Annotated in this window: 29 protein-coding genes; 18 read left to right on the top strand and 11 right to left on the bottom strand. The window is 70.8% G+C overall.

Annotation, left to right across the window (positions count from 1 at the left end):
* Window positions 1-43: 43 nt before the first annotated feature.
* On the top strand, window positions 44-736 hold the full coding sequence (locus tag NYE39_RS00585; RefSeq protein WP_341011577.1) for an NrtR DNA-binding winged helix domain-containing protein: 693 nt from the start codon (window positions 44-46) through the stop codon (window positions 734-736).
* Between the two features lie 62 nt (window positions 737-798).
* Here the strand turns inward: NYE39_RS00585 and NYE39_RS00580 are convergent, their stop codons facing one another.
* On the bottom strand, window positions 799-1,653 hold the full coding sequence (locus tag NYE39_RS00580) for a DUF2510 domain-containing protein (protein WP_341011576.1): 855 nt from the start codon (window positions 1,651-1,653) through the stop codon (window positions 799-801).
* Window positions 1,654-1,895: 242 nt separating this feature from the next.
* Here NYE39_RS00580 and NYE39_RS00575 point away from each other — a divergent pair, with 242 nt between their 5' ends.
* From NYE39_RS00575 to NYE39_RS00550, 6 genes are all read left to right on the top strand, one after another.
* The gene (locus NYE39_RS00575) at window positions 1,896-2,555 is read left to right on the top strand and encodes a DUF6308 family protein (protein WP_341011575.1); all 660 of its coding nucleotides are present in this window, start codon (window positions 1,896-1,898) and stop codon (window positions 2,553-2,555) included.
* A 52-nt stretch (window positions 2,556-2,607) separates the two neighbouring features.
* Window positions 2,608-3,417 (top strand): DnaB-like helicase C-terminal domain-containing protein, encoded by an 810-nt coding sequence (locus tag NYE39_RS00570; protein ID WP_341011574.1) that lies wholly within the window; start codon window positions 2,608-2,610, stop codon window positions 3,415-3,417.
* Between the two features lie 64 nt (window positions 3,418-3,481).
* A complete protein-coding gene (locus NYE39_RS00565; protein WP_341011573.1) occupies window positions 3,482-3,802 on the top strand; it encodes a hypothetical protein in 321 nt (106 codons plus the stop codon).
* A 52-nt stretch (window positions 3,803-3,854) separates the two neighbouring features.
* A complete protein-coding gene (locus NYE39_RS00560) occupies window positions 3,855-4,985 on the top strand; it encodes a sigma-70 family RNA polymerase sigma factor (protein WP_341011572.1) in 1,131 nt (376 codons plus the stop codon).
* Between the two features lie 31 nt (window positions 4,986-5,016).
* Entirely contained in the window at window positions 5,017-5,235 is a 219-nt protein-coding gene (locus tag NYE39_RS00555; RefSeq protein ID WP_341011571.1) for a type II toxin-antitoxin system Phd/YefM family antitoxin, read from the top strand.
* Complete coding sequence (locus NYE39_RS00550) at window positions 5,232-5,423, top strand: hypothetical protein (protein WP_341011570.1); 192 nt, start codon at window positions 5,232-5,234, stop codon at window positions 5,421-5,423. Before NYE39_RS00555 ends, NYE39_RS00550 begins: the two co-directional genes overlap by 4 nt.
* A gap of 77 nt (window positions 5,424-5,500) precedes the next feature.
* Here NYE39_RS00550 and NYE39_RS00545 read toward each other — a convergent pair whose 3' ends face one another.
* Entirely contained in the window at window positions 5,501-5,839 is a 339-nt protein-coding gene (locus NYE39_RS00545; protein ID WP_341011569.1) for a hypothetical protein, read from the bottom strand.
* On the opposite strand from NYE39_RS00545, the gene NYE39_RS00540 reads away from it, so the two are divergent.
* A complete protein-coding gene (locus NYE39_RS00540; RefSeq protein WP_083546049.1) occupies window positions 5,826-6,134 on the top strand; it encodes a type II toxin-antitoxin system VapB family antitoxin in 309 nt (102 codons plus the stop codon). The two genes, NYE39_RS00545 and NYE39_RS00540, sit on opposite strands and share 14 nt — an antisense overlap.
* A 64-nt stretch (window positions 6,135-6,198) precedes the next feature.
* Window positions 6,199-6,768, top strand: coding sequence for a hypothetical protein (locus tag NYE39_RS00535; protein WP_341011568.1), 570 nt, complete (start codon window positions 6,199-6,201; stop codon window positions 6,766-6,768).
* Between the two features lie 217 nt (window positions 6,769-6,985).
* Here NYE39_RS00535 and NYE39_RS00530 read toward each other — a convergent pair whose 3' ends face one another.
* The gene (locus NYE39_RS00530; RefSeq protein ID WP_072624335.1) at window positions 6,986-7,549 is read right to left on the bottom strand and encodes an antibiotic biosynthesis monooxygenase; all 564 of its coding nucleotides are present in this window, start codon (window positions 7,547-7,549) and stop codon (window positions 6,986-6,988) included.
* A 262-nt stretch (window positions 7,550-7,811) separates the two neighbouring features.
* Here NYE39_RS00530 and NYE39_RS00525 point away from each other — a divergent pair, with 262 nt between their 5' ends.
* The 6 genes from NYE39_RS00525 (at window position 7,812) to NYE39_RS00500 (ending at window position 13,978) form a co-directional block, all read left to right on the top strand.
* A complete protein-coding gene (locus tag NYE39_RS00525) occupies window positions 7,812-8,312 on the top strand; it encodes a 2Fe-2S iron-sulfur cluster-binding protein (protein ID WP_072624334.1) in 501 nt (166 codons plus the stop codon).
* Window positions 8,309-9,298 (top strand): FAD binding domain-containing protein, encoded by a 990-nt coding sequence (locus tag NYE39_RS00520; RefSeq protein ID WP_341011567.1) that lies wholly within the window; start codon window positions 8,309-8,311, stop codon window positions 9,296-9,298. Before NYE39_RS00525 ends, NYE39_RS00520 begins: the two co-directional genes overlap by 4 nt.
* Window positions 9,295-11,397, top strand: a complete 2,103-nt coding sequence (locus NYE39_RS00515; protein ID WP_341011566.1) for a xanthine dehydrogenase family protein molybdopterin-binding subunit — start codon at window positions 9,295-9,297, stop codon at window positions 11,395-11,397. The genes NYE39_RS00520 and NYE39_RS00515 overlap by 4 nt, the downstream gene beginning before the upstream one ends.
* Window positions 11,398-12,010: 613 nt before the next feature.
* Window positions 12,011-13,060 carry an LLM class flavin-dependent oxidoreductase gene (locus tag NYE39_RS00510; RefSeq protein WP_341011565.1) on the top strand — a complete coding sequence of 350 codons (1,050 nt, stop codon included), beginning with the start codon at window positions 12,011-12,013 and terminating at the stop codon, window positions 13,058-13,060.
* A gap of 26 nt (window positions 13,061-13,086) precedes the next feature.
* Window positions 13,087-13,731 (top strand): NAD(P)-dependent oxidoreductase, encoded by a 645-nt coding sequence (locus tag NYE39_RS00505; protein ID WP_192911839.1) that lies wholly within the window; start codon window positions 13,087-13,089, stop codon window positions 13,729-13,731.
* Between the two features lie 121 nt (window positions 13,732-13,852).
* On the top strand, window positions 13,853-13,978 hold the full coding sequence (locus tag NYE39_RS00500; RefSeq protein ID WP_255494286.1) for a hypothetical protein: 126 nt from the start codon (window positions 13,853-13,855) through the stop codon (window positions 13,976-13,978).
* Window position 13,979: 1 nt separating this feature from the next.
* Here the strand turns inward: NYE39_RS00500 and NYE39_RS00495 are convergent, their stop codons facing one another.
* Window positions 13,980-15,047, bottom strand: coding sequence for an NADH:flavin oxidoreductase (locus tag NYE39_RS00495; protein WP_192911838.1), 1,068 nt, complete (start codon window positions 15,045-15,047; stop codon window positions 13,980-13,982).
* Window positions 15,048-15,354: 307 nt separating this feature from the next.
* Here NYE39_RS00495 and NYE39_RS00490 point away from each other — a divergent pair, with 307 nt between their 5' ends.
* The 3 genes from NYE39_RS00490 to NYE39_RS00480 all read left to right on the top strand — a co-directional run bounded on the left by NYE39_RS00490 (window position 15,355) and on the right by NYE39_RS00480 (window position 17,946).
* Complete coding sequence (locus tag NYE39_RS00490; RefSeq protein WP_341011564.1) at window positions 15,355-15,951, top strand: DUF6318 family protein; 597 nt, start codon at window positions 15,355-15,357, stop codon at window positions 15,949-15,951.
* A gap of 500 nt (window positions 15,952-16,451) precedes the next feature.
* Window positions 16,452-16,919 (top strand): hypothetical protein, encoded by a 468-nt coding sequence (locus NYE39_RS00485; RefSeq protein WP_226283074.1) that lies wholly within the window; start codon window positions 16,452-16,454, stop codon window positions 16,917-16,919.
* Window positions 16,920-17,106: 187 nt separating this feature from the next.
* Window positions 17,107-17,946, top strand: a complete 840-nt coding sequence (locus NYE39_RS00480; protein WP_341011563.1) for an urea carboxylase-associated family protein — start codon at window positions 17,107-17,109, stop codon at window positions 17,944-17,946.
* A 22-nt stretch (window positions 17,947-17,968) separates the two neighbouring features.
* Here NYE39_RS00480 and NYE39_RS00475 read toward each other — a convergent pair whose 3' ends face one another.
* Genes NYE39_RS00475 through NYE39_RS00445 form a run of 7 tightly spaced genes read right to left on the bottom strand, consistent with a single transcriptional unit; the run spans window position 17,969 to window position 24,482 of the window.
* Window positions 17,969-18,787 carry a hypothetical protein gene (locus tag NYE39_RS00475; RefSeq protein WP_341011562.1) on the bottom strand — a complete coding sequence of 273 codons (819 nt, stop codon included), beginning with the start codon at window positions 18,785-18,787 and terminating at the stop codon, window positions 17,969-17,971.
* A gap of 4 nt (window positions 18,788-18,791) precedes the next feature.
* Entirely contained in the window at window positions 18,792-19,745 is a 954-nt protein-coding gene (locus NYE39_RS00470; RefSeq protein ID WP_192911834.1) for an NAD(P)H-binding protein, read from the bottom strand.
* A 7-nt stretch (window positions 19,746-19,752) separates the two neighbouring features.
* The gene (locus tag NYE39_RS00465) at window positions 19,753-20,475 is read right to left on the bottom strand and encodes a CPBP family intramembrane glutamic endopeptidase (RefSeq protein WP_072624322.1); all 723 of its coding nucleotides are present in this window, start codon (window positions 20,473-20,475) and stop codon (window positions 19,753-19,755) included.
* On the bottom strand, window positions 20,472-21,854 hold the full coding sequence (locus tag NYE39_RS00460; protein ID WP_083546287.1) for a cryptochrome/photolyase family protein: 1,383 nt from the start codon (window positions 21,852-21,854) through the stop codon (window positions 20,472-20,474). Before NYE39_RS00460 ends, NYE39_RS00465 begins: the two co-directional genes overlap by 4 nt.
* Entirely contained in the window at window positions 21,851-22,603 is a 753-nt protein-coding gene (locus tag NYE39_RS00455) for an SDR family NAD(P)-dependent oxidoreductase (protein ID WP_192911833.1), read from the bottom strand. The genes NYE39_RS00460 and NYE39_RS00455 overlap by 4 nt, the downstream gene beginning before the upstream one ends.
* Entirely contained in the window at window positions 22,600-23,874 is a 1,275-nt protein-coding gene (locus NYE39_RS00450) for an SAM-dependent methyltransferase (RefSeq protein WP_192911832.1), read from the bottom strand. The genes NYE39_RS00455 and NYE39_RS00450 overlap by 4 nt, the downstream gene beginning before the upstream one ends.
* Entirely contained in the window at window positions 23,871-24,482 is a 612-nt protein-coding gene (locus tag NYE39_RS00445) for a DUF1365 domain-containing protein (protein WP_341011561.1), read from the bottom strand. Before NYE39_RS00445 ends, NYE39_RS00450 begins: the two co-directional genes overlap by 4 nt.

Raw genomic sequence — 24,482 nt, 5'->3', positions numbered from 1 at the left:
AACTCGCTAACTATAACACCTCAATCGCGCTAAAGTGCAAGTCATGGCTCGCCGCACCCTCGACAGCTACCCCCGCCCCGGCGTCACCGTGGACCTGGCGGTCCTCACGGTCACCGACGCGGGCACCGACGACGCGGCGCTGCGGGTGCTCGTGCAGGAGCGCAACGACCCCGACGGCCGGGTGCTGCCGGGGCGCTTCCTCCGCGAGCGGCACACCGTGGTCGACACCGTGCAGGAGGTCTTCGAGCACAAGGTCGGCGTGACCCCCAGCGAGGTCACTCCCCCGCGACTGTTGCGGCTATTCGACGCACCTGACCGCGACGACCGCACCTGGGCGATCTCTGTCGCCCACTCCGTGTCCATGCCCGAGGCGGAGCTCGAGGGGGCGAAGGGGGACCTAGTCCCCGTGTCGTCGGACGGAGCACTCGACGACGGCGGCCCGATGCTGTGGGACCACGACGAGATCGTCTCTGCCGCAGTCGAATCGCTGCGTGAGCGCTACGAGTTCCGCTTCCGCAACGACAGCCCTCCGCCGGACCCGGACGGCTTCCTGCCCGAGCCCTTCACGCTGCACCAGCTGCGCAAGGTGCACGAAGCGGTCATCGGCGAGGAGCTGCACAAGGACAACTTCGCTAGACGCATGAAGCCGCAGCTCACCCCTGTGATGCGGGGTGGTGAGGTGGTGAGATCCTCCGCGCAGCGGGGGCGGCCGGCGACGCTGTATCGAAAGGGCTGAATCGTCGCTGCCCACAACGCCCCTGCAGCAGCCGCCGAGCTGACGCTCGTCGGGGCAAGCGCTCAGAGGTCGAGGAGCTTCGCCTTGGCCGCCGTGAACTCTTCGTCAGACAGCACGCCGTCCCGATGCAACTCAGCCAACTCGCGCAGCCGCTGCCCGACCGTAGGAGCTGCGTTCTGCAGCACCTCAGACGATGAGCCAGAATCCGTCTGAACGGCAGCTGAGGAGATCGCGTCGAGGCCGAGCACGGCGTTACCTGCTTCTTCCAACAACAACCCGACGTCGTTGTGCCCCTTGTTCACGACCTTCATGAGGCCGTTGTGGGTCTCGTTCGTCAGGACATGGGTGGCCCGGTCCGTGCTGATCGTCAGGTAGGTCTTCCCCATCTTGGCCTTGGCCATCTGGGAGAGACCAGCTACAGCGAGTCCAGGTGCACTTGCCTTGAGCACACCACTTCCACCCTTGACGAGCAGCGATGCGCCCTTCACCAGAGACGACGCGTCGAGTGCCGGCGCCGCCTCGCCTTCCGGGACTCCGGTGAACCTGATGACCCGCAGCTTCTCGTAGGGGGTTCGGCGGGAGATCCTTCCGACCCTGAGTCCGTCCCGGCCACCTTCGGCGACTCGCACGTACTTGGCGGAGTAGATCTCAACTCTCGCCGCACCAAACACACCGGCCGTGACGAGCTCTCCCACATCCGCCGACCCATCCTTCGCAGACGTGGACTGGCCACCCAAGAAAGCACGTCGCGTGTTGAGCCCAGACGATCCCCCACGGCGCGACGTCGCCTTCGACTCGGGTGGCTGCGGGTTGGGATCCGTCGAGGGTCGAAAATGCTCGGTCCACGCGGTGCCGTCCCAATAGCGTTCCCGCCCCTGGCCATCGGGGTACCAACCAGATGGAGCCTGCTCACTCATGTCGGTGATCATCCCACGCCAGCGAACCGCAGCGGCTTGATCAGCGCCGCTTTCCGACCCACCAAACCGCCACAGGCCAAAGGTCGCCTACGGCTGCCCTACCAGCCAGGTCATGGAATGCCTGTCCCAGCGCCCAAGTCAGCCGTGGAGTGATGCCGGGGTTCGCCCTCGTCCTGTGGACCGACCCTCTGGGCGTGACCACCTCGCTGTTCGGCTCGGAGAGGCGCCGCTAGCGTGACGACATGGGTGACATCAGGATCGGCCGCGTCCGCATGAGCACTACTGCCGCTCAACAGCGAGTAGGCGAATACACGGATCCCGACCACATCGACAGCAAGAGCCCGTACGCCTACCCGGCGTATGACGAGCTCGACACCGGGAGCGACGCCAACCAGCTCAATGACGGCGACCTGCTCGCGTGCACACTGCTCAACGTGCGGCTGTCAACCAGCGCCTTCTACCGATTCCGGGACATGCGGCCAGATTTGGAAGCAGCGTTGAGCGCGACGCCCGACGCGCCCCTCGTGGATCTCGACGACGAGAGCGTGTCCGCGAAGACGCGTTCCCTGTACGCGGTGCTCGACGCTGACAGGTCGGCTCACGGAGCACGCGGCCAGAGCGGCACGACACTCTCGAAGATCCTCCACCGCAAGCACCCTGAGTCACTGCCACTGCACGACAAGTGGGTCCGGGAGTGCTATCTGGGCACAGAGGCTGTCCCGCGGGTACGTAGGCGGTCTTGGGCCGACTACATGGTGCTCGTGACCCTCGCGATGAAGCAGGATCTTGCCCGCCACCAGGAGGAATTCGCCCAACTTCGGGCCGCGGTCCGCGGCGACACACATCTGACGGACCTGCGAATCCTCGACATCCTCGCGTGGACCAGCAAGGGCGCAGGCTAACCAGCGCCTCACGGAACGGTGATGTCAGAGGTCTGGCCCATGCTGCCCAACCATGGAACTCGACGGCCAAGCCATCGGACACATCATCGCCCGCCTGCTCGACGAGCCCGGCGCCACGGCAGAGCGCGATCGCACCATCCCGACGCTGCTGAGTGAGCTCGACGACCTCCTCGCTGGCGGCCTACGCACCGGACAGACCACGATCGTCGCTTCTCGCCCCGGAGTGGGCTCGTCGACGTTCGCCCTGGGCCTGGCGCGAGCGGCGGCTCTCCACCAAGGGATATCGACACTCGTGATCACACCCGACGCCCCAGAGTCTGAGGTGGTCATGCGGCTCATCTCCGCCGAGACCCACGTCCCGCTCCAGCGCCTGCGCAGTCGCGCTCTGGACCACGTCGAAACTCGACGCCTGCGAGAGCGGCGCGGCCGCCTCGAGTCCGCGCCGCTGACCATCGTCGCCGGCAGTCCTCCGGCCGGCACCCTCGTGGACACTGTCGGCGCGATGACCTTCGAGGAAGACCTGCACCTCGTCATCGTCGACGGACTCACCAGCCTCGGGGTCTCCACCCGCGAGGCGGTCGCGCGGATGTGTGCCTGGGCCCGCCAGGACCACTACGCGCTCGTCATCGTCGCCGGGGTCCTGTCGACGAGGACGGGGTCCGACACGGCACCCAGGCTCGACGACCTGCGCAACCACGACTCCCTCGCGGACATCGTCGACACCGTGTTGGTGCTCGAGCCCCAGGCGCCTCCCGAGGTGGACGTCCACGTCGTCAAGCACCGCTACGGGCCGACCGGTACGGTCCGCGTCGCTCACTCCGCCCACACCTGCGCGTACGTCAACCTGCCGGCTTCGTCATGACGGCGGCTGGCGACCCGCGCCCCCTTCGCCTGCGCCAGACTGAGCGCAGCGAAGGAGGGACTACATGGACCAGCACCACCGCAGCCCGTGGGCGATCGCCGGTCAGGTCATCGCCGCCCTCATCACCACCGCGGCGGCGGTCTGCAGCGTGGTGCTCGCCCTCCTCGTGGTCGAGTCGCGACTGGGCCCCACGAGCAACGACCAGCACGGGTACACGCTCATCTTCGGCTCCCTCCTGCTGGTGCCCACGTCCATCGTCGGGGCGATCGCCCTCCCCTTCGTCCCACCGCGGCGGCGGCGTCCGGCGCGCATGGTTGCCGCCGTCGCCTCGGTCGTCTGGGTCGTGGCGGCACTCCTGTTGGCGGGGTTCGCCCTGGCCGAGTGATGCACCGACAACGTCGCCGAAGGTTGTCGGTGGTCACCGCTTGACTGTCCTCATGACCGACATGGTGATGAGGCCGGCAGAGCAGCCGGCGGGGGTGGGGGCGGTTTCGAGGCTTCGGCCGCAGGCGGCCTCGCGCCTCAACCTGCGTGAGACGCACATCGACATCGACGCCGAGATATCCGCGCTCGAGCAGCACCTCGCGGAGCTCGTCGCGGCCCGCGAGGCGCAGACCACCGAGGACACCACCCCGTGGGTCCTCGACCACAGTGACGACGAGTGGACGAGCTCCGGAGCGGTCGGCCAGTCCGCCTTCGGCCGGCGCGCCCACCGCACTCCCCTGCTCACCGCGGAGCAGGAGGTCGTCCTCGCCCGCCGCATCGAGGCCGGCGCCTTCGCGCAGCAGCGCCTCGACTCCGGTGTCGAGCTGCGCCGCACCGAGCGCCGCGGCCTCGAGCACGTCGTCCGCACCGCCGACGAAGCCCGCGAACAGATGATCCTCGCCAACGTCCGGCTCGTCACGAGCATCGCGCGCAAGGCCCTGCCGCGCGTGGGTCACGGCATGCAGTTCGACGACGTCCAGCAGGCCGGGCTCATCGGCCTCATGCGCGCGGTCGACAAGTTCGACCACACGCTCGGCCACAAGTTCTCCACCTACGCCACGTGGTGGATCAAGCAGAGCATCAGCCGCGCCATCGACGACGAGGCCCGCGTGGTCCGCGTCCCCGTGCACGCCCTCGAGTCCGCGCGGCGCATCGACACCCCGAGGCGAAGGGAGGGACTCACCTGGCAGGAGGCCCTCGCCGACCCCGGTCGGCTCGGTCTCGACGCGACGAGTGACGACATCGCGAAGGCTCAGGCCCACCTGCGGCCGTGCCTGAGCCTCGACCAGGTCGGCGAGGAGCTCGACATCGTCGACGACGACCCGGGCCTCGACCCGATCGAGCAGTGCATCGGCCGGCTCGACGACGAGGCCGACGTCCACGACCTGCTCGAGAGCCTGGTCGAGTTGCCCGGCCTCGGCACTCGCGCGGTCACCGTGCTGCAGCTGCGGCACGGGCTCACCGGCCAGCCGCCCATGACGCTCGACGAGATCGGCAAGCGCTTCGGCGTCACTCGCGAGCGGATCCGCCAGATCGAGAAGAAGGCGCTCGATGCCCTGCGCGAGCGCGGCGAAAATCGTTGACCAACCAGCTTGACCAACTACCGTTGACGATATGGAGGTCACGGTGCACGAGGCCAAGACCCACCTCTCGCGGCTGCTGCGGAGGGTCGCGGCCGGCGAGACGATCGTCATCCGGCGGGGCGCCCATCGGGTCGCGATCCTCAGCCCTGCGCCCGTGGTCACCGAGCAGCGCATGATCTGGGGTGACCTCGCCGGCTCCTTGCCCGACGACTTCGACGCGCCTCTGGCCGACGTCGCCGACTACTCATGACGCGATATCTGCTCGACACCAATGTCGTGGTCCGCCTGCTCCTCGGCGACCGCGACTCCATCTCGCCCGAGGCCACGGAACTCATCAGCGACCCAGGCAACGAACCACTGCTGAGCGCTGGCACCACCGCGATCCCTTCGACAGGCTCCTCGTCGCACAAGCTCTCTGCGAGGAAGCGATCGTGGTGACGAGCGACCCGCAGATCGACGCCTACGACGTCGCCACGCTCAGGGCCTGACCACGGCGCGAGCAACCCCCCTTCGCCTCAGGAAACGGACGAACGCCGCTCCGCCAGCCTCTCCAGCAGCCGCTCCTCCGCGTCCTCACCGGGCGCCACTCCCCCGGGCACCCGCACGAGGAAGACCACGCCGAGCAGCCACCACAGGCCGAGGATCACGTAGGGCTGCACGTCGAGCATCGCGGGCATGCCGGGGACGTAGAGCGCGAGCAGGCAGGCGGTGGTGATGACGGCGGCGACGCCCACGGCGATGCCGCCGGCGGCCGAACGCCCACCGACGCGCAGCGGGCGCTCCATCTGGGGCTCACGCCGACGCAGCACGATGAAGACGGCGGACACGAGCAGATAGGTGATGACGATCGACACCGAGCTCGAGTCGACGAGCCAGCCCATGGGCCCGAACATCAAGAACGAACGCGCCCACGGTCTGGCGCGTCAGGCTGCCGCGGCCACGGGCAAGAGCCAGACCGAGGCCGTCGAGGAGGCGCTCATCCGACTGCTCGCGGACTACGGCATCGGATCGGACGAGCCACAACTCGCGGCGAGGACCGCCCGAGTCCACAGCATCGTGCGGGCGTACGTCGACACCCCGCCCGGCCCCGAGCGCGCAGTCACCGATGTGGACGACCTCTACGACGAGCACACCGGGCTGCCCCGATGATCGTCGGCTCGTCCGCGCGCGGCCCAGGCTTCCCCGCGATCACGAGTCCGAGCTGAGTTCGGCGATGTCGAGCTACGCAGGCGCCTGCGAGGTGTGCACCGCCGTGTGCGTCCACGCCGCCCGCCACCCCAGCGTGCGTCAGGTGGCCGAAGCCGACTGGGTGCAGATCCGCCACTGCAGCCGGTGCGGCGCCTGGTGGGACATGCAGCCCGCCAACCGGCCCGCCGTCATCACGCGCGACGAGGCGGCGCGCCGGGTGCCCGATGCGGACGGCTGGATCATCGTCGGTCCCCTGCTCGAGCCCCGCGACACCGGCGCCCTCCTCGTCGACGCCCAGCGGGTCGACGCCCACCCGGGTGACCAGGTCGACCTGCACCGTCAGTTTGAGATCGCGGGCGACGCCACCCTGCGCGACGTCGTCGTCACCGTGGTGGAGCCCTTCGTGTGGAGTGCGCCGCGCACGACATGGCTGGTCCGCGGCCGGACCGAAGGGGGCAAGTTCCTGCCCCTTGCCGAGGTGGTCACCGCAGGTCCACCGGAGACGCACGGCACCCGGATGCTGGTGGCGGACAGACCAGCTCGTGAGTTCGCGGGTGGGTCCCGTCTGGAGATCTCCTGCCTGACGCCGCGGTGACGAGCGCCTACTTCCCCGCGAAGACCGCCTTGGTCACCGGGCCGCCACCGGCTTGCCCTGGGTGGTGGAGCGCTGCACCGTCCACGTCGCCTCGGCATCGTCTGTCCTGGCCGTGCTGACCTCGGTCGCTCGGCTGGTGGATGTCGTGAGGACCGATCAGGCAGCAACAGCGTCGACCGACAGCTCCGCCTGACGGCCACGCCACCGTGGGCTCCGGTCACCTCGAGGACGTGAGGAACCCGCGCAGCGCCTTCGTCAGCACGGGCGAGACGAGGTAGACCATCGCCCCCACGATGAGGACGACGTTGATCGCCGTGGCGAGCAGGAAGGGCAGGCCGAGGTCCTGCCAGATCGGGGCGACGAGCCACAGGACGATCGACGCGAGCGGCCAGATGCCGAGCCACGTGACGACGGCCGTCTTCCACCTCGGCACCTGTGTCCCGCTCGGCACGCTCGGGCCGAGGAACCACTCGTCGATCGCGCGGAGCCGACGGTGCTCGGGCTCTGCCTCCGCATGCGGGCGCATACGGGCCAGGATCTCCCGTCGCTCCGCTGAGCCGTCCCAGCGAGCCAGGTCGTCCTCGGAGGCGAAGTGCACCACGACCTGGTGCTGGCCGCCCTCGGTCTCCGGCGGGATGAGGTCCGCACCGAGGAAGCCGTGGTGACGGCGCATCAGGCCGAACATCTCCCGGACGAGCTCCTCGTACTGCTCGGCGTGCCCGGGCAGCGCCCGCCGCCGGGCGATCCGGGTGACAGCCGACTGGTTCGCACGATCAGACACGGGAGATCTCGCTCTCTCCTCCGGGCGCGGCCGCTACCGCGCCGATCCTCCCGAGCCCACCACGGCCGGCGCCGCGGTGGGCGAGGCGTTCGCGGGCAGGGAACGGCAGGCTGGGCCCGGACAACCAGGTCGCTCACGCCCGACGAGAGGAGCCCGGAGTCGTCGGCGCAGCTGTAACGGCTTGACCTACCGGTCCAAGTCGCAGGGAGTGCCCTCCAGCCGTACGGTGAGGTATCACCCGACCCCAACGCCAAGGACTGCCATGGAGACCGACATCACCCTCGTGGTCGACGGCGAACGTCGCTCGCTCACGCTCGACACCCGCACGAGCCTGCTCGACGCGCTGCGTGAGCATCTCGGCGTCACCTCGCCCAAGAAGGGCTGCGACCACGGCCAGTGCGGCGCCTGCACCGTCTTGCTCGACGGTCGCCGGGCAACGTCCTGCCTGACCTTCGCCGTCGCCCAGGACGGCGCGGAGGTGGTCACTGCCGCCGGCCTCGCCCAGGACGGGCTCCATCCGGTGCAGCAGGCCTTCGTCGACAACGACGCCTTCCAGTGCGGCTTCTGCACACCCGGCCAGGTGTGCTCCGCGGTCGGGATGCTCGAGGAGCTCGAGCAGGGCAGCCCCAGCTATGTCACCGAGGACCTCACGAGCACCGCCTCCGCGGACGACGACGAGATCCGCGAGCGCATGAGCGGCAACCTCTGTCGCTGCGGGGCCTATGGCGGCATCCGCTCGGCCATCCGGGAGGTCTCGTCGTGAAGCCCTTCGACTACCGCCGCTCCGAGGACGTCGCGGGCGCGATCGCCCTCGCGACGTCCAGCCCGCAGGCGCGCTATCTCGCCGGCGGGACCAACCTCGTCGACCACATGCGTCTGGGCCTGGAGTCACCGCAGCTGCTCGTCGACGTCAGCCGGCTGCCGCTCGACGGCATCGAGGACCTCCCCGACGGTGGCCTGCGCATCGGCGCCACGGTGCGCAACAGCGACCTCGCGGCCGACCCCCGCGTCCGTGAGCGATACCCCGTCCTCTCTCGTGCCCTGCTCGCCGGGGCCTCGGGACAGCTGCGCAACCTCGCCACCACGGGCGGCAACCTGCTCCAGCGCACCCGCTGCCCGTACTTCCAGGACGTGACGACGCCGTGCAACAAGCGTGAGCCGGGCACCGGCTGCTCGGCGATCGGTGGCTACACCCGTGACCACGCCGTCGTCGGCGCCTCCGACGCCTGCGTCGCCGTCCACCCCTCCGACATGGCTGTCGCGATGCTCGCGCTCGACGCCATCGTTCGCGTCGAAGGACCGGACGGGCCGCGGGACATCCCCCTCGACGACTTTCACCGCCTGCCCGGCGCGCACCCCGAGTGGGACACTGTCCTCGCCGCCGGTGAGCTCATCACCGGCGTCGACGTGCCGGCCACCCCCTTCGCCAAGCGCTCGGAGTACCGCAAGGTGCGCGACAGGGCCTCATACGCCTTCGCCCTCGTCTCGGTCGCCGCGGCCGTCCACGTGGACGAAGGGAGGATCGCCGACCTGCGCATCGCCTGCGGCGGCATCGCCCACAAGCCGTGGCGAGCCCGCGCCGCTGAGGACGTGCTGCTCGGCCGGGCTCCGGACGCGGCGGCCTTCGCCGAGGCGGCCGAGGCGGAGCTCACCGACGCGACCCCGCTGCCCGACAACGGGTTCAAGATCCCGATGCTGCGCCGGACCATGGTCTCGGTCCTGCGCGACCTCACCGAGGAGGTGCGATGACCGACATGATCACGCCCCGCGCGATGGGCACCGACCGGGCCCGCCACGACGCCGTCGCCAAGGTCACCGGCACCGCGCCGTACGCCGCCGACCACGAGCAGGCCGAGCGGGTGCACCTGTACCCGGTGCAGGCCACCATCGCCCGCGGCCGCATCGCCGGCATCGACACCAGCGCTGCGGAGGCGCTGGACGGGGTGATCCTCACCCTGACGCACCTCGACGCCCCCCGGCTCGCGAGCTCCGACGACACCGAGATGCTCATCCTGCAGAGTGACGAGGTCGCCTTCCGCGGTCAGCTCATCGGTGCCGTCGTGGCGCGCACCAGCGAGACGGCCCGCGAGGCCGCCTCCCTCGTGCAGGTCACCTACGAGGAGCAGCCCGTCGACGCCACCCTGTCGGCCGAGCGCGACGCCCTCTACGCACCCGACGAGGTCAACGCCGGCCACGAGACGGACACCGCCAGCGGTGACGTGGACGCTGCCTTTGAGGCGGCCGAGGTACGGCTCGAGCAGACGTACACGACGCCGATGGAGCACAACAACCCCATGGAGCCGCACACGACGGTGGCCCTGTGGCAGGAGGAGCACCTCACGCTGTGGGACTCCATCCAGGGCGCCCACACCGCGCGCTCCGCTCTCGCCCCCCTGTTCGGGCTCGAGCCGGAGCAGCTGCGGGTGCTCGCCCCCTTCGTCGGTGGTGGCTTCGGCTCCAAGGGCAAGCCGCACTCCCACGAGGTGCTCGCCGCGATGGCCGCCATGCGGCTGCCCGGTCTGTCGGTCTCCTTCTGCGTGACCCGCCAGCAGATGTTCACCCTCACGGGCTACCGGACCCCGACGATCTCCCGGGTGCGCCTCGGCAGCGACCGGCAGGGGCGGCTGTCGGCGATCTCCCACGACGTCGTCGAGCAGAGCGCGCGACTGTACGAGTTCGCCGAGCAGACGGCCGCACCCACGCGCACGATGTACGCAGCGCCGCACCGCCGCACGACCCACCGGCTCGCGACGCTCGACGTGCCGGTCCCCTTCTGGATGCGCGCGCCCGGTGAGTGCCCGGGCATGCACGCTCTCGAGGTCGCGATGGATGAGCTGGCGATCGCCTGCGAGCTCGACCCGATCGAGCTGCGGGTTCGCAACGACACCGCGATCCACCCGGACACCGGCCTGCCCTTCACCCACCGCGACCTCGTTGGGTGCCTGCGCGAGGGAGCGCGGCGGTTCGGCTGGGCCGACCGCGACCCGCGACCGGGACGACGGGAGGGCGACTGGTTCGTCGGGACCGGCGTCGCCGCGTCGACCTACCCGGCACTGATGATGACGGGCAACGTGGCCCGCGTGACGTACGACGGCGATCGATACCGCGTGGAGATCGGGGCGACGGACATCGGCACCGGGACGTGGACCGCCCTCGCGCAGATCGCCGCCGACGCGCTCGAGTGCCCGGTCGAAGACGTCGATCTGCGGATCGGCGACAGCGACCTGCCGACGGGCAGCCTCGCGGGTGGCTCGACAGGTACCTCCTCCTGGGGCACGACCGTCGTCACCGCGGCGCGCGCCTTCCGCGAGGAGCACGGGCGCACGCCCGCCGCGGGGGCGACGACGCAGGCCGAGCAGCCGGAGAGCGATCTCACCGAGCGCTTCGCGCCGCACTCCTTCGGGGCGCAGTTCGCCGAGGTGCGGGTGCACGCCGAGACCGGCGAGGTGCGGGTGCCGCGCATGCTCGGCGTCTTTTCCGTCGGGCGGATCATCAACCCGCGCACCGCGCACTCCCAGCTGACCGGCGCGATGGTCATGGGCCTGTCGATGGCCCTGCACGAGCACAGCGTGCTCGACGAACGCTGGGCTCACGTCGTCAACCACGACCTCGCCGGCTATCACGTCGCCGCGCACGCGGACGTCGCCGACATCGAGGCGGTGTGGCTCGACGAGACCGACGAGCACATCAACCCGATGGGCTCGCGCGGCGTCGGCGAGATCGGCATCGTGGGTGCCTCGGCAGCGGTGGCCAACGCGACCTATCACGCCACCGGTATCCGGGTGCGCGAACTTCCGCTGACGCCTGACCTCTTCCTCAGGGGCGACCCTCAGCGCGTGGCACGGTAGGCGGACCGACACTCAGGCGCTCTCCTCGACGCCCCGTCGCCGGGATCTCCTGTCGCGACGCGACTGCGGTGGGCACCGCATTGCCTGCGGCCATCGAGAGGGCCGCGACGGTGGACTCGCCCACGTCGACATCGGGCCGGGCCCGCCTGGTCGTGCGCGCGGCTGGGTCGGCGCTGGTCGGCGTCCGCCACCGGGGTAGCAGCCGGTCGCGCTGACTGCAGCACGACGACGGTGCTGCAGTCCGCTCCCTTCGCCTCAGGAGTCACCGTGGCCGCAGCTCATCGGGCCAGGCGCCCCATCGTCAGTCCCCCTGCTCGAGCCGCGTAACGTCAAAGTCGACGCCCGCCTCACCGGCCAGTACCGCGTCAACGGCGGCCAGTGGCAGGACATCGCCACCGTCGCCGACCTCCAGAACGAGCCCGTCGACACCCTCGAGGTCCTCGGCACCCGCACCCGCCTGACCTCCTACACCAACTGACCGTGCGCGCAACCGCCCTCGCGATTGCCTGACCCACCAGCCGGAGCAACGGCGTAGCGTCCGACTCACCCCCTTCGCTCGCGCCCCCGCTCGCCCAACGGGAATTACTTGCCGCAACAACCAGTTACACGGGTTATGCACGCCTTCGGATTCTTGAGCTTCGGGCACTACGGCCACGGCAGTGGGCCAGGTGACCCCGACGCGGGTCAGGCCCTGCGCGACGCCGTCGAGATCGGGGTCGGGGCTGACGAGATCGGCGTCAACGGCGCCTACTTCCGCGTCCACCACTTCGCCCGGCAGGCCGCCGCGCCCATGCCGGTCCTGTCGGCGATCGCCGCCCGCACCCGCCACATCGAGGTCGGCACCGGCGTCATCGACATGCGCTACGAGACCCCGCTTCAGCTGGCCGAGGAGGCCGCCGCCCTCGACCTGATCTCCGAAGGGAGGGTCGCGCTCGGCGTGAGCAGGGGGTCACCGGAGCCGGCCCTGCGCGGGTGGGAAGCCTTCGGCCACACCGGTGCCCGCGATCCGCGCGGCGCCGACATCGCCCGCGAGCACTTCGACACCTTCATGTCCGCGGTCCGCGGGGACAAGGTCGTCGACGCCGACCCGACGCAAGGTCCCGCCGGCCGGCTGCGGCTCGAGCCGCACTCCCCCGGCCTCGACCGCCGCATCTGGTGGGGCGCCGGCAGCCGCGAGACCGCCGAGTGGACCGCGCGCCAGGGGGTCAACCTCATGAGCTCGACGCTGCTCACCGAGGCGACCGGCGCCTCCTTCGGCGAGCTGCAGCGCGAGCAGATCGAGCTCTACCGCGCCGCGTGGCGCGAGGCCGGCCACGACTGGGCGCCGCGGGTGTCGGTCTCCCGCAGCATCTTCCCGATCGTCAGCGACCTCGACCGGCACTTCTTCGGCCTGCAGGGCCAGGGCAGCAGCGACCAGGTCGGCGTCATCGACGGCTTCCGCTCGACCTTCGGCAAGACCTATGCCGCCGAGCCCGACCAGCTCGTCGAGCAGCTCAAGGCCGACCCGGCCATCGAGGCCGCCGACACCGTCATGCTCACCATCCCCAGCCAGCTCGGCGTCGACTACAACCTGCACATCCTCGACTCCTTCGCCCAGCACGTCGCCCCCGAGCTCGGGTGGCGCCGCAACAGCGACGGCCCCGTCGAGGCCCTCCCCGCCTGAAACCCCCACAAGAAAAGGAACAACCCATGAGCACCATCGTCATCTTCGGCGGCACCGGGTACGCCGGCGGCAACATCGCCCGCGAAGCCGTCTCCCGCGGCCATCAGGTCATCTCCTACAGCCGCACCGCCCCGGCCGAGCAGGCCGACGGCGTCGAGTACCGCACCGGCTCGCTCACCGACGACGCCGTCCTCGCGCAGGCCGCGGCAGACGCCGACGACCTGGTCGTGGCCACGCAAGGCGCCGACGTCGGCGGTTCCCCGCTCGTCGACCACGTCGGTCGCCTCACCTCCGCCGCGATCGAGCACGGCGCGCGCCTGTCCTTCGTTGGCGGCGCCGGTTCGCTCCACGTGGCGAAGGGGGGTCCCCGCCTCATCGACACCCCCGACTTCCACGAGGACTGGAAGCCCGAGGCCCTCTCCCACGCCAAGGTCCTTGACGCCCTGCGCGAGGCGCCGCAGGAGCTGCGCTGGTTCTACGTCTCCCCCGCGGCCCTCTTCGGCTCCTTCGCCCCCGGTGAGACGACCGGTAGCTACCGGCTCGGTGGCGACGAGCTCGTGACCGACGCCGAGGGCAACTCGGAGATCTCGGGCACGGACTTCGCACTGGCCTACGTCGACGAGATCGAGCAGGGCAAGCACCCGCGGCAGCGGTTCACCGTCGCCCACTGAGGCCGATGACCTTCGGCCCGGGCGGCGGACCGCCCGGGCCGAAGGTCAAGATCCGGTGACGACCTCTGCGACTCGCGGACACACAGCGCAATGTGTGCTGCGCAGTGCCACGGTGGAGGGCATGAACCTCACGACTGGCCTCATGACAGGGGCGGCCATGATCTCGGTCGCCGGCCTCCCCTTCGTCATGGCCTGGGTCGAGCAGACCCTGATGACCAACACCCGCGTCAAGCCTCCCCGGAGCTGACCTACGCCACGAAGTCCGGCCACCCCGCGTCGAGGTAGTCGACGAAGCGGTCACTCACGCTCTCCGCGTGCAGGTGCTCCCGGGTCACGGGCAGCGCCTGCATGGCGAAGGCCCCGTCCGCCTCCACCCTCCGCGGGAAGTCGTGGTGGACGATCGCGGCGCGGCCGAGATCGACGAAGTCGGCTCCCTTTGCCAGGCACCACCGAGCCTGCTGGGCCGAGCGGATCTTGCCGGCGACGCCCAGGCGCGTCTGCCCTCGCTCGAGACGGGTGAAGGCGTCGATGAGCAGGTCGCCCTCCTCGTCGACGGTCATGAAGGCGTCCCACAGCGACATGTCGACGTAGTCGACGAGGCCCGAGTCGAGCACCCACTGGGCGACGGTGACGCCCTCATCGAGGACGATCCCGTTGCCCTGCGGCGTGAGGCGGATCCCCACCTGGAAGTCGGGGCCGGTCCGCTCCCGGATCCCACGCAGAACCTCGAAGAGCATCCGAGCACGGTCCTCGAGGGAGCCGCCGTAGCCGTCGGTGCGGTGGTTGTGCCGGCCGTCGAGGAACTGGCAGATGAGGTAGCCGTGGGCGCCGTGCACCTCGACGCCGTCGAAGCCGGCGCGCTCCGCACGTTCGGCACCGACGACGAAGTCCTCGACCGCCTGCTGCACCTCGCCGGTGCTCAGGGCGCGGACCCCGCGCTCGGGATCGGCCCACGGGGCGACGTTGTCGACACCGGTGACGGTCGGGTCGGAGCGGCGGCCGCCGTGGTGCAGCTGGACGGACGAGACGCTGCCGGCCGCGCGGATGCCGTCGGCCAGACGCGTCAGGCCCGCGAGGTGCCGGTCGTCGCTGATCCCGAGCTGCCCACCCCACGCCTGCCCCGCCCGCGAAACGTAGGTCGCGCAGGTCATCGTCAGGCCGAAGCCCCCTTCGGCACGGGCCACGAGCCAGCGGTACTCATCGTCGGAGAGGGTGCCGTCGGCGTGGCTCTGGGTGTTGGTGAGCGGGGCGAGGGCGAAGCGGTTGGCCCAGGCAGGGCCGTGCCCCAGCTCGAGGCGGTCGTGGAGAGTGGTCATGGCGCCATCCTCTCAACGCCCGGCCGGCCGGCCGCACGCTGGTCGAGGTGCGAAGGCCGCCAGGCCTGAGGTGCGAAGCCAACGCTGGTCGAGGTGCGAAGGCCGCCAGGCCTGAGCCTCGAGACCCCGGATCCGACGCTACGCCGCTGCTCCGTACGACGGGTCAGATCCGGTGCCTGTGGATCGTCGAGATGCGATCGGCGGGGATCTCGCTACCGTGGATGCAGTTCGGGGGCGGGCTCTGCCCCACATGCGACGAAGGGGAGAACCCGTGCAGTCCACGCGAGGCGCAGCGATCCTTGCTGCCGTGGCGGTCCTGACCGGTGGCCTGACGGCCTGCGGCGACGACAGCGAGCCGCAGGAGTCGACGACCACCGCCTCCCCGATCGACCGCAGCACCGACTCCCCCTCTTCGTCGGAGTCGAGCTCTTCGTCGGGGTCCGAGACCTCGTCCGGCGACGGCTCGGGTGGCGACGCTGAGCTCCCTGACGACTTGCCGGCCGAGGCCCGCGAGAACACAAAGGAAGGAGCCGCGGCTTTCGGTGAGTACTACCACACTGCATTCGGCGACGCCGCAGAGTCGGGCGACACCCAGTTGATCGAGTCGCTGCGGTCTCCGGATTGCAAGGCGTGCATCGCTGGCGAGAAGCAGATTTCGGATGACAAGGCGAAGGGCTGGGTTCGAGACAGCAACCCCTACTCATTCAGCAAGTTGTCCGCAACCAAGCGACCCGACGAGGGGTACAAGGTGACGATGGATGTCAAGGCTAAGAAGCACTACCGAGTCGACGCCTCCGGAAAGCGCAATGCCACGGTGAAGCCTGTCAGCTTCGACCTCACCCAGCACGTCATCTGGACCGGTGACCACTGGACCATGAACTCGTGGATCGCCCAGATCCAATGAAACTCACATTCACCTTTGCCGCTATGGCGTTGATCGCAGCACTGATCGCGCCGCAGGCCAGTGCCGAGCCGACCGACCCTCCAGCCGTGGTCGACGACGCCAGCATCTCGGCCTCGGCCGTGGGCAATAACATCGATCCTGGCACCGAGAAGGCGGGCGCTAACGGCGACGCCCCGCCGGTCGACCTCAGCCGTCCCGTGTCGCAGCACATTTCCAGCACCACCGTCAGGGGCCCCGCCAAGAAGGACAAGGTCGAGGTCAAGTACGTCCCCTGTGACAATTCGATGCCCCAGTGCGAGGGCACTCGAGCGGGGTGCATCACCGAGTCCGGGAACCCCAACAACTTCGACCTGCCGGTCATCACCCAGGTCAGTGTCAACGACGGACCGTGGCAGTCCTCGGCTCGCGCATCGTGCGGGCCTCCCCGAGCCGTCACGGTTCCGGGTGCCCCGGGCGAACCGCCGCGAACCGTGCCGGTCCAGCCCCCGCCAGTGCCGACCATGGCCCAGATCCAGACCGCCTTCCGCGAGCTGCCCTTCAGCAAGCCCAGCGTGAGCATCCAGCCCAAAGGCAACAAGACGCTCAAGGGCCTGAAGACCTTCTACGCCGCCGCCTGGCCCGGCGACTCCGGCCTCCAGCCCGGCGAGACGAGCAAGCCGGTGAAGCTGTTGTCCTGGACCATCGACTTCCGGGTCGCTGCGCAGGACTACCGCTACGACTTCGGCGACGGCACCACCTCAGGGTGGACGACCAGCACCGGCGGCACCTACCCCGACGGGGACGTCACCCACACCTACAAGAACACCGGCGACAAGGACGTCAAGGTCGACGCCCGCCTCACCGGCCAGTACCGCGTCAACGGCGGCCAGTGGCAGGACATCGCCACCGTCGCCGACCTCCAGGACGAGCCCGTCGACACCCTCGAGGTCCTCGGCACCCGCACCCGCCTGACCTCCTACACCTACTGACCGGGCAGCGACGCCACGTTCCGCTCCGCATGATTCACAGCACGAGTCAGGGGCGTACCGGCCGATTCAGCCATGCCAACACGGTCACCAGGAGCGCGTGACCCACCAGCCGGAGCAACGGCGTAGCGTCCGATTCACCCCCTTCATCCCCTCCCCGCTGCCCTCACCCAAGCGCGAGACTGGCCTCATGGCTCTCACCGACGCTGCCTACCAGTCCGACCCCGGCGGTCCCCTCGACGTCGACCACGAGCTCTACGACCGCATCGGGTCGATGACTCAGGGCCGGGAGCTCGTCGACTCCTTCACCATCCCGATCCGCAGCGGCCGGGCCTGGGAGGTCCCCGCCGGGCACGTCTGCCGCATCGTCACCATCGAGGGCCCGCAGGTCGCCGACCTCAACCTCTGGAACCTGCACGACCCCCGCGAGCGCCTCTGGGCCTCCCGCACCCGCCAACTCCAGGCCGCCCACGTCTCGCTCCACGACCGGCTGTGGTCCAACCTGCCCTTCCTCCGCCCCCTCGTGACGATCACCGGCGACTCCCTCGCCGACTACGGCGTCGACGACGAAGGGGGCCGCGTCCACGACCTGCTCGGCACCCGCTGCGACCCCTACGTCAACCAGATGCTCAACGACGCCCCCTTCGACTACCACTGCCACTCCAACCTCACCCGGGCCGTGCGGCCGTGGCATCTCACCGAGCTCGACGTCCACGACGTGCTCAACGTCTTCCAGTGCACCGGGCTCAACGACCGCGACGAGTACTTCATGAAGACCTGCCCCGCCAAGCAGGGCGACTACTTCGAGTTCTTCGCCGAGATCGACGTGCTCGCGGCTCTGTCCACGTGCCCGGGCGGCGACCTGTCGGTCCCGATGTTCGGCCCGGACGCGGGCGACGCCGAGTCCGTCTGCCGCCCGCTCGGCATCGAGGTCCACCGGGTCCCGGACGAGGCGCTCGAGGGCTGGTCCCCGCCGGCGCGCGCCGCCTACGCGCAGGACCACGGGCTGGCGGCCCGCCCCTGGCGGTGAGGGGCTCCCCCTTCGCCCGACGTCACCGACGCCCCCGCCACCCGGAGTCGTTGTGGTCATTGCGCCCACCGACCACGACCCAGGTCCGCGCCCCCTGCGGCGTGACGTGCAGCGAGAGCCCCCGGGGATAGAAGCCGGACGCCCCGCTGGCGAAGACCCGCCCGGGCGGCATCGGTGCCGGCCTCACTCCCCGACCCCACGAACCGATCGGGGTCACCATGACCTGCGGCCTCCACGGCACATCCGTGACGTCGTGCACCAGCGCCGGCGGGGCCCCAGCGAGGATCCGCCGCACCCGCAGGTGCGTCCTGACCGCGCCCCAGACGACACCGAGCCCGACGGCCCCGAGCACCGCGAGCAAGACGACGATCCCGAACTGCCACAGCCCAGGAGACGAGGTGTGGACGTCGTCGTCGGTCACCCACACCTGCATCTGGTCGCCGACCTGGTCGTGGCCGCCGCACTCCGTGACGGTGTCGACCCGGCTCCGTCCGTCCTGCTGCCACTCGAGCGTCAGGTGCTTCCGCGTGCCATAACTCCGACGGCCGGAGCGGCACCGCCCGTCGACCTCGATCTGGGTGATCGTCGCGGTGTACTCCTCGCTCTGCCACAGGACGTGCTGACGCATCTCGCTGTCGACGGCGACCAGCCCGAGGCCGACGACGGCCATCGCGAGCAGCACCACGCACCAAGCGATCGCCTTCTTGACCGCAGACCGGACGTGGTGGTGGAGCAGGCGGATCTCGGAGGGCGGCACAGCCAGTTGTCTACCAGCGACGAGCGCGCCCGCGCCCGAGGCGAAGGGGGGAGCACTCCCCTTGGCCCCGGGCGGGGCCCGCATCAAGCTAGTGCCGCACCCCGCGCATCGCCCGACGGACCGCCTCGTCGAAGCCGACGAGACCCTGCGCCGGCAGACCCACGAGCTCGTCGAGGTCGTGCTCGCGCCGCACGACCTCGTGCACGAGGCTGCCGACGAGGGGCTTGGCCACGGCGGCGTCGACCGGCGTGACGAGCCCGACCCAGTGGCTCGCGAGCCACGGCGTGAGCACCGGCAGCGTGAGCACCACCCGTCGCCGCAGCCCGGTCACTGCCGCGAAGCGCTGGATCATCTGCTCGTAGGTCAGCACCTCGGGACCGCCGATGTCGAAGGCTCGGTCGACCTCCGCAGGCAGGGAGGCCGCACCGACGAGGTAGTGCAGCGCGTCGTCGATCGCGATCGGCTGGATCCGGTTGCGCAACCACTGCGGGGCGACCATCACGGGTAGCCGCTCGGTGAGGTAGCGCAGCATGTCGAAGGAGACCGACCCGTTGCCGAGCACGACCGCTGCCTGGAGGACGGCCGCCGGCACCGGACCGTCCAGCAGGATCTGCCCGACCTCGACGCGCGAGGCGAGGTGCTCCGACAGGTCCGCACCCTCGGGGTGCAAGCCGCCGAGGTAGACGATGCGCCCCACCCCGGCCTCGCCCGCGACCGCGGCGAAGCCCTCAGCGAGCTCTCGGTCGCGGCGCGCGAGATCACCCCCGCCGTCCATCGAGTGCACGAGGTAGTAGGCGACGTCGGTCCCCGACAGCGCCCGGCGCAGGTCGGCCTCGGACGTCGCGTCGCCCTCGACGACCTCGACACGGTCGGCCCAGTCGCGGCCGCGCAGTCGCTCGCTCGAGCGCGTGAGGACCCGCACCTTCCAGCCGTCGTCGAGCAGTCGGGGCACGAGCAGCCCGCCGATGTAGCCGGTGGCGCCGGTGACGAGTGCGGCGCCGGGCTCTTCCGGCGCGGCGAAGGGGGTGGAAGTTTCGGACATGGGTGGATCACCTCAGGAGGTCGAGGGCGGGTGGAAGGAGCACGAGCATCGAGCTGGACCAGATGACGTGGGTGATGACCGGGGCGAGCACTCCCCCGGTGACCCGACGCTGGGCCCCGGTGAGCAGCCCCAGCAGCAGGGCAGCAAAGGTGAGCATGACGTTGCCGGTGGCGGCGGTGACAAGTGTGTAGACGAGGGTCGTCACGGCGAGCGCGTGCCGACTACCGACCGCGGCGAAGAGGGCCCCGCGGAAGAAGAGCTCCTCGCCGACCCCCGTCACGACGGTGATGAGCCAGACGATCGGCAGCGAGCCGTAGCGGGCGTGGTCGAGCACCGCATCGACCCGGTCGGCGAGCCACGGCACCGCGCCGACGACGACGGCGCCGGCGACGAAGACTCCGACGGCGAGCAGCGCCAGTGCCACGGGCTGCACCACCGGTCGCGCCAGCCCGGACTCGCGCGTGTGTGCCCACCCGACGTGCAGCCTCCCGGCCGCCAGGCCCCCGACCGCCCACACCCCGGCGAGCGCCAGCCCGCCGACGTAGAAGGACTCGTCACCAGGCGGGATGCGCAGGGTGACCGCGAGGACGACCGCTCCGACGACGAGGGTCAGCGCGCTGACCACCCGGCGTCGGCGTACCAGCGCGTCGGGCTCCCGGTGATCACGCGGCACCGGCGCGACAACCGCTGCTGCGATGAAGGCCCGCAGTTCCACCACGGGGTGGATCATGCCCGGGTCCGCTCGTACCGGTCCAGCGCCTCACGTCGCTCCTCCGCGTGGTCGACGACCCGCTGCGGGTAGCCGTGCGCGTACCCCTCGTCGTGGTCCCACGGGGTGTGCGCCGTCGCGCCCGGCAGGTGCGCGAGCTCGGGCACCCAGCGGCGCACGTAGGCGCCGTCGGGGTCGAAGCGCTCCCCCTGCCGCACGGGGTTGAAGACACGGAAGTACGGCGCCGCGTCCGTCCCGGTGCCGGCGACCCACTGCCAGCCGTGGGAGTTGGAGGCGAGGTCGCCGTCGACGAGGTGGTCGAGGAAGTGCCGCGCCCCGACCGGCCACCACACGTGCAGGTCCTTGGTGAGGAAGCTCGCGACGACCATCCGCACCCGGTTGGGCATCCAGCCCTGCGCCGCGAGCTGGCGCATCCCCGCGTCGACGAAGGGGTACCCGGTCCGCCCCTCGCGCCAGGCCGCGACGAGCCGGTCGGTCTCCGGACCCTCGTCGTAGGGCAGGTGGGCGAGGACATCACGCAGGTCCTGCCAGGCCGACTCCGGGTGGTGCCACAGGACGTCGGCGTAGAACTCGCGCCAGGCGAGCTCGGTGACGAAGCGCTGCGCGCCCTCGCGGTCGCCGTCGGGGTGCGCAGCGAGGTCGGCGAGCATCGTGCGCGGGTGGATCTCGCCGTGGGCGAGGTGCACCGACATCCGGCTCGTCGCGTCGAGGTCCGGTCGGTCGCGAGCGGTGTCGTAGTCGACGAGGTCGTCGTCGAGGAAGGCCTGCCACCGGCGCAGGGCAGCCTCCTCCCCTGCCGGTCCGTCGACCGCCTCTTCGTCGGCGGCGGCCAGGACCGCCGGGAGCCCGTCGTCGCCGAGGCCGTCGAGGAGGTCGGCGTCGACGCGCCTCCACTCGACGTCGGTCCTGCCCGCGGGCTCCGGCCAGCCGTGGTCACGCCAGGCCCGGGCGAAGGGGGTGAACACCTTGTAGGGGGTGCCCTCACCGGTGCGGACCAGGCCCGGCCCGATGGCGTAGGGACTGCCGGTGGTCACCAGCTCGCGACCTGCAGCAGCGAGCTCGTCGGCGACAGCCGCGTCACGCTCGCGGCCCTCCGGCGTCGTGTCCCGGGTGACGTGCACCCGGTCCGCGCCCACCACCTCGGCCGCCCGCGCCACGAGGTCCACCTGGTCGCCGACGCGTACGACGAGGGCGCCCCCGGTCGCCCGGTGCAGCGCGGCGAGCGAGCGTCGCAGCCGCTGCGCCGGCGGACGCTCGTCGTCCACCTGACCCGGTTCGAGCACGACGAAGGGCAGGACCTCCCCTTCGTCATGGGCGGCGAGGAGCGCCGGTTGGTCGGCCAGACGCAGGTCCCGGCGAAACCACATCACGCTCGTCACGAGCGCCCCGCCAGTCGCGAGGACAGCGCCGTCCACGCGCGCACGGGCAGGAGGCGGGCGAGCTTCATCGTCACCGCCATGGGCCACGGGAAGACGATCTCGGGTCGGCCCGACTCGAGGCCGTCGGCGATCTCGCGCGCCGCCTCGTCGGCGTCGATGATGAAGGGCATGGGGAAGGAGTTGCTCTCCGTCATCTCCGTCCGGACGAAGCCGGGGCAGACCGTCGTGACGCGAACTCCCTTCGCGGACAAAGACGCTCGCATGGACTCCAGGAGGGTGATCTGGGCCGACTTCGTCGCGGCATAGGCCTCGGCCCCGGAGAGGCCGCGGTATCCGGCGACCGAGGCGACGCCCACGAGGTGACCGCTGCGTCGGGCGACCATGTCGGGCACGGTCGCGTCGACGACGTGCCCGAGACCGAGAAGGTTGACCTCGACGTGCCGGGCGAACTCCTCGGCCTGCCAGTCGGTCGCGTCGAAGGTGTGCCAGTAGCCGGCACACCACACGACCGTGTCGATGGGCCCGATGGTCTCGCCCACCTGCCGTGCCCCCTCGAGCACCGCGGCGTGGTCGGTCACGTCGACCGGGACGGTCGCGAAGCGCCCCCGGGACAGCTCGTCGAGGCGATCCGCCCGGCGCGCGCTCACGGCGACGATCGCTCCGCGCTCGTGCAGCTCCTCGGCGAGAGCCGCGCCGATGCCGCTCGACGCCCCGACGAGCCAGACCCGCTGCCCCACCAGGCTGCTCACAACAGCACCTCGCGCTCGAGGCGGATCTGCGCCACGTCGAGGTAGCCGGCGGCGAAGCCGGCCTCGCAGTAGGCGAGGTAGAACTCCCACGTGCGCCGGAAGGTCTCGTCGAAGCCCGCCGCGGAGATCGTCGGCCACTGCTCCAGGAAGCGCTCGCGCCACCGGCGCAGCGTCACCGCGTAGTCCTGGCCGAAGTGGTGCGCGCTCGTTACCCGCAGCGAGGTGTGCCGCTCGGTCGTCTCCTCGATCGCCCGGGTCGAGGGGATGAGCCCGCCGGGGAAGATGTGCTTCTGGATCCAGCCGTAGGACCGCCGGGTCGCGAGGTAGCGATCGTGCGACATGAGGATCGACTGGATCGCGGCCACACCTCCGGGTGCGAGCAGGTCGTCGATCGCCCGGAAGTAGGTCGGCCAGTACTCCTCGCCGACCGCCTCGATCATCTCGACGCTGACGATCGCGTCGAACTGGCCGGTCACCTCGCGGTAGTCCTGCAGCCGCACCTCGACCCGGTCGGCGAGCCCGGGGTCGAAGGCGTCGGCCGCGGCGATGCGCTCCCGCGCCAGGTCCGCCTGCTCGCCCGACAGCGTGATCGTCGTGACGTGCGCCCCCCGGCGGGCCGCAGCGATCGCCAGCGACCCCCAGCCGGTCCCGATCTCGAGGACCCGGGCACCAGCCCGCACGTCGGCGGCGTCGAGCACCGCCTCGATCTTGGCGCGCTGCGCGTCGGCGAGGCTCTGCTCGGCCACCGGTCGGCGGTCGTCGAAGAGGGCCGAGCTGTAGCTGAGCGTCTCGTCGAGGAAGGCGGCGAAGAGCTCGTTGCTCAGGTCGTAGTGCGCCTCGATGTTGGACCGCGACCCGGAGAGCGTGTTGCGGGTGGCGGCGGGGATGCTCCGGTCGACGACCCGGCGCAGTCGGCTCAGCCCGGCGGGGATCATCGTCGTCATCCGCTCCGCGAAGGGCACGAGCGCGTCGGCGAGGTCGGTGCCCGGCGCCGCGTCCCAGTCACCGGCCATGTAGCCCTCGCCGAGACCGATCTTCGGGTGGTGCGCCATCCGCTCGTAGAGCGCCGTCGGGCGCAGCATCCGCAGGGTCGGCGCGGCGGGGTCGTCGGCCGCGCCGCCGAGCGCGCGACCGTCGGGCAGGGTGACCCGGACCGGGACCCGGCCGAGCACGGTGGTGAGGATCGGGCGGTTCAGATGTGCGCGCACGCACCACGGTCGCAGGGAGGGCCGGCGCAGGCACAGCGGTCGGTCGAGAGCGGGGGCGGTCATCTCAGGTCCTCCTGGTGGTGGGGGCTGCGGGGCTGGATCGGCAGGCGCCTGGCCCACAGCCAGACGCCGTGGAGTCGGATCAGGGCGGTGACCCGCCAGGTCATGGGCAGGTGACGAAGGGCGGTGCGCACCACCGCAGCTCGTGACGCCTGCCGGATCGCCCCGGTGGTCGTCGCCGTGAGCACCCGCTCGCCGTCGCGATCGAGCGCGACGGTGACCGCGACCCGGTCGGCGTCGAGGTGCATGCGCACATCGTAGGTGCCGCGGGTGTCGTTGAAGGGCGAGACGTAGAACTGCTTGTCGGTGCGCGTCCGCCCTCGGTCGTCGAGCTCGAGCAGGTAGGCGTGCCGCTCGCCGTAGGTGTTGTGCACCTCGAGGACCGTGGCGCGCAGCCCCCCGTCGGGCGCGAGGCACCAGTAGACGGTGAGCGGGTCGAAGACATGCCCGAGGACCCGGGCGTGGGTGAGCATGACGATCCGGTCGTCCGCCGCGAGGGTCGTGCCGCGGCGGGCGAGGAAGCGCTCGAGGTCCCCCGGATGCCACCACCGAGCCGGCCGTCGTCGAGGTGGTCGCGAGCGCAGATGCGCGTCAGGAGCGACAGCGGCCAA

It is taken from the genome of Janibacter sp. FSL W8-0316, from assembly GCF_038004165.1.
GTDB classification, from domain to species: domain Bacteria; phylum Actinomycetota; class Actinomycetes; order Actinomycetales; family Dermatophilaceae; genus Janibacter; species Janibacter indicus.
This window is presented reverse-complemented; position numbering and strand designations above follow the sequence as displayed.

Coding starts and splice junctions, on each gene's coding strand:
- NYE39_RS00585 (WP_341011577.1), top strand. CDS start 44: ATGGCTCGCCGCACCCTCGACAGCTACCCCCGCCCCGGCGTCACCGTG.
- NYE39_RS00580 (WP_341011576.1), bottom strand. CDS start 1,653: ATGAGTGAGCAGGCTCCATCTGGTTGGTACCCCGATGGCCAGGGGCGG.
- NYE39_RS00575 (WP_341011575.1), top strand. CDS start 1,896: ATGGGTGACATCAGGATCGGCCGCGTCCGCATGAGCACTACTGCCGCT.
- NYE39_RS00570 (WP_341011574.1), top strand. CDS start 2,608: ATGGAACTCGACGGCCAAGCCATCGGACACATCATCGCCCGCCTGCTC.
- NYE39_RS00565 (WP_341011573.1), top strand. CDS start 3,482: ATGGACCAGCACCACCGCAGCCCGTGGGCGATCGCCGGTCAGGTCATC.
- NYE39_RS00560 (WP_341011572.1), top strand. CDS start 3,855: ATGACCGACATGGTGATGAGGCCGGCAGAGCAGCCGGCGGGGGTGGGG.
- NYE39_RS00555 (WP_341011571.1), top strand. CDS start 5,017: ATGGAGGTCACGGTGCACGAGGCCAAGACCCACCTCTCGCGGCTGCTG.
- NYE39_RS00550 (WP_341011570.1), top strand. CDS start 5,232: ATGACGCGATATCTGCTCGACACCAATGTCGTGGTCCGCCTGCTCCTC.
- NYE39_RS00540 (WP_083546049.1), top strand. CDS start 5,826: ATGACGATCGACACCGAGCTCGAGTCGACGAGCCAGCCCATGGGCCCG.
- NYE39_RS00535 (WP_341011568.1), top strand. CDS start 6,199: ATGTCGAGCTACGCAGGCGCCTGCGAGGTGTGCACCGCCGTGTGCGTC.
- NYE39_RS00525 (WP_072624334.1), top strand. CDS start 7,812: ATGGAGACCGACATCACCCTCGTGGTCGACGGCGAACGTCGCTCGCTC.
- NYE39_RS00515 (WP_341011566.1), top strand. CDS start 9,295: ATGACCGACATGATCACGCCCCGCGCGATGGGCACCGACCGGGCCCGC.
- NYE39_RS00510 (WP_341011565.1), top strand. CDS start 12,011: ATGCACGCCTTCGGATTCTTGAGCTTCGGGCACTACGGCCACGGCAGT.
- NYE39_RS00505 (WP_192911839.1), top strand. CDS start 13,087: ATGAGCACCATCGTCATCTTCGGCGGCACCGGGTACGCCGGCGGCAAC.
- NYE39_RS00500 (WP_255494286.1), top strand. CDS start 13,853: ATGAACCTCACGACTGGCCTCATGACAGGGGCGGCCATGATCTCGGTC.
- NYE39_RS00495 (WP_192911838.1), bottom strand. CDS start 15,047: ATGACCACTCTCCACGACCGCCTCGAGCTGGGGCACGGCCCTGCCTGG.
- NYE39_RS00485 (WP_226283074.1), top strand. CDS start 16,452: ATGGCCCAGATCCAGACCGCCTTCCGCGAGCTGCCCTTCAGCAAGCCC.
- NYE39_RS00480 (WP_341011563.1), top strand. CDS start 17,107: ATGGCTCTCACCGACGCTGCCTACCAGTCCGACCCCGGCGGTCCCCTC.
- NYE39_RS00475 (WP_341011562.1), bottom strand. CDS start 18,787: ATGCGGGCCCCGCCCGGGGCCAAGGGGAGTGCTCCCCCCTTCGCCTCG.
- NYE39_RS00470 (WP_192911834.1), bottom strand. CDS start 19,745: ATGTCCGAAACTTCCACCCCCTTCGCCGCGCCGGAAGAGCCCGGCGCC.
- NYE39_RS00465 (WP_072624322.1), bottom strand. CDS start 20,475: ATGATCCACCCCGTGGTGGAACTGCGGGCCTTCATCGCAGCAGCGGTT.
- NYE39_RS00450 (WP_192911832.1), bottom strand. CDS start 23,874: ATGACCGCCCCCGCTCTCGACCGACCGCTGTGCCTGCGCCGGCCCTCC.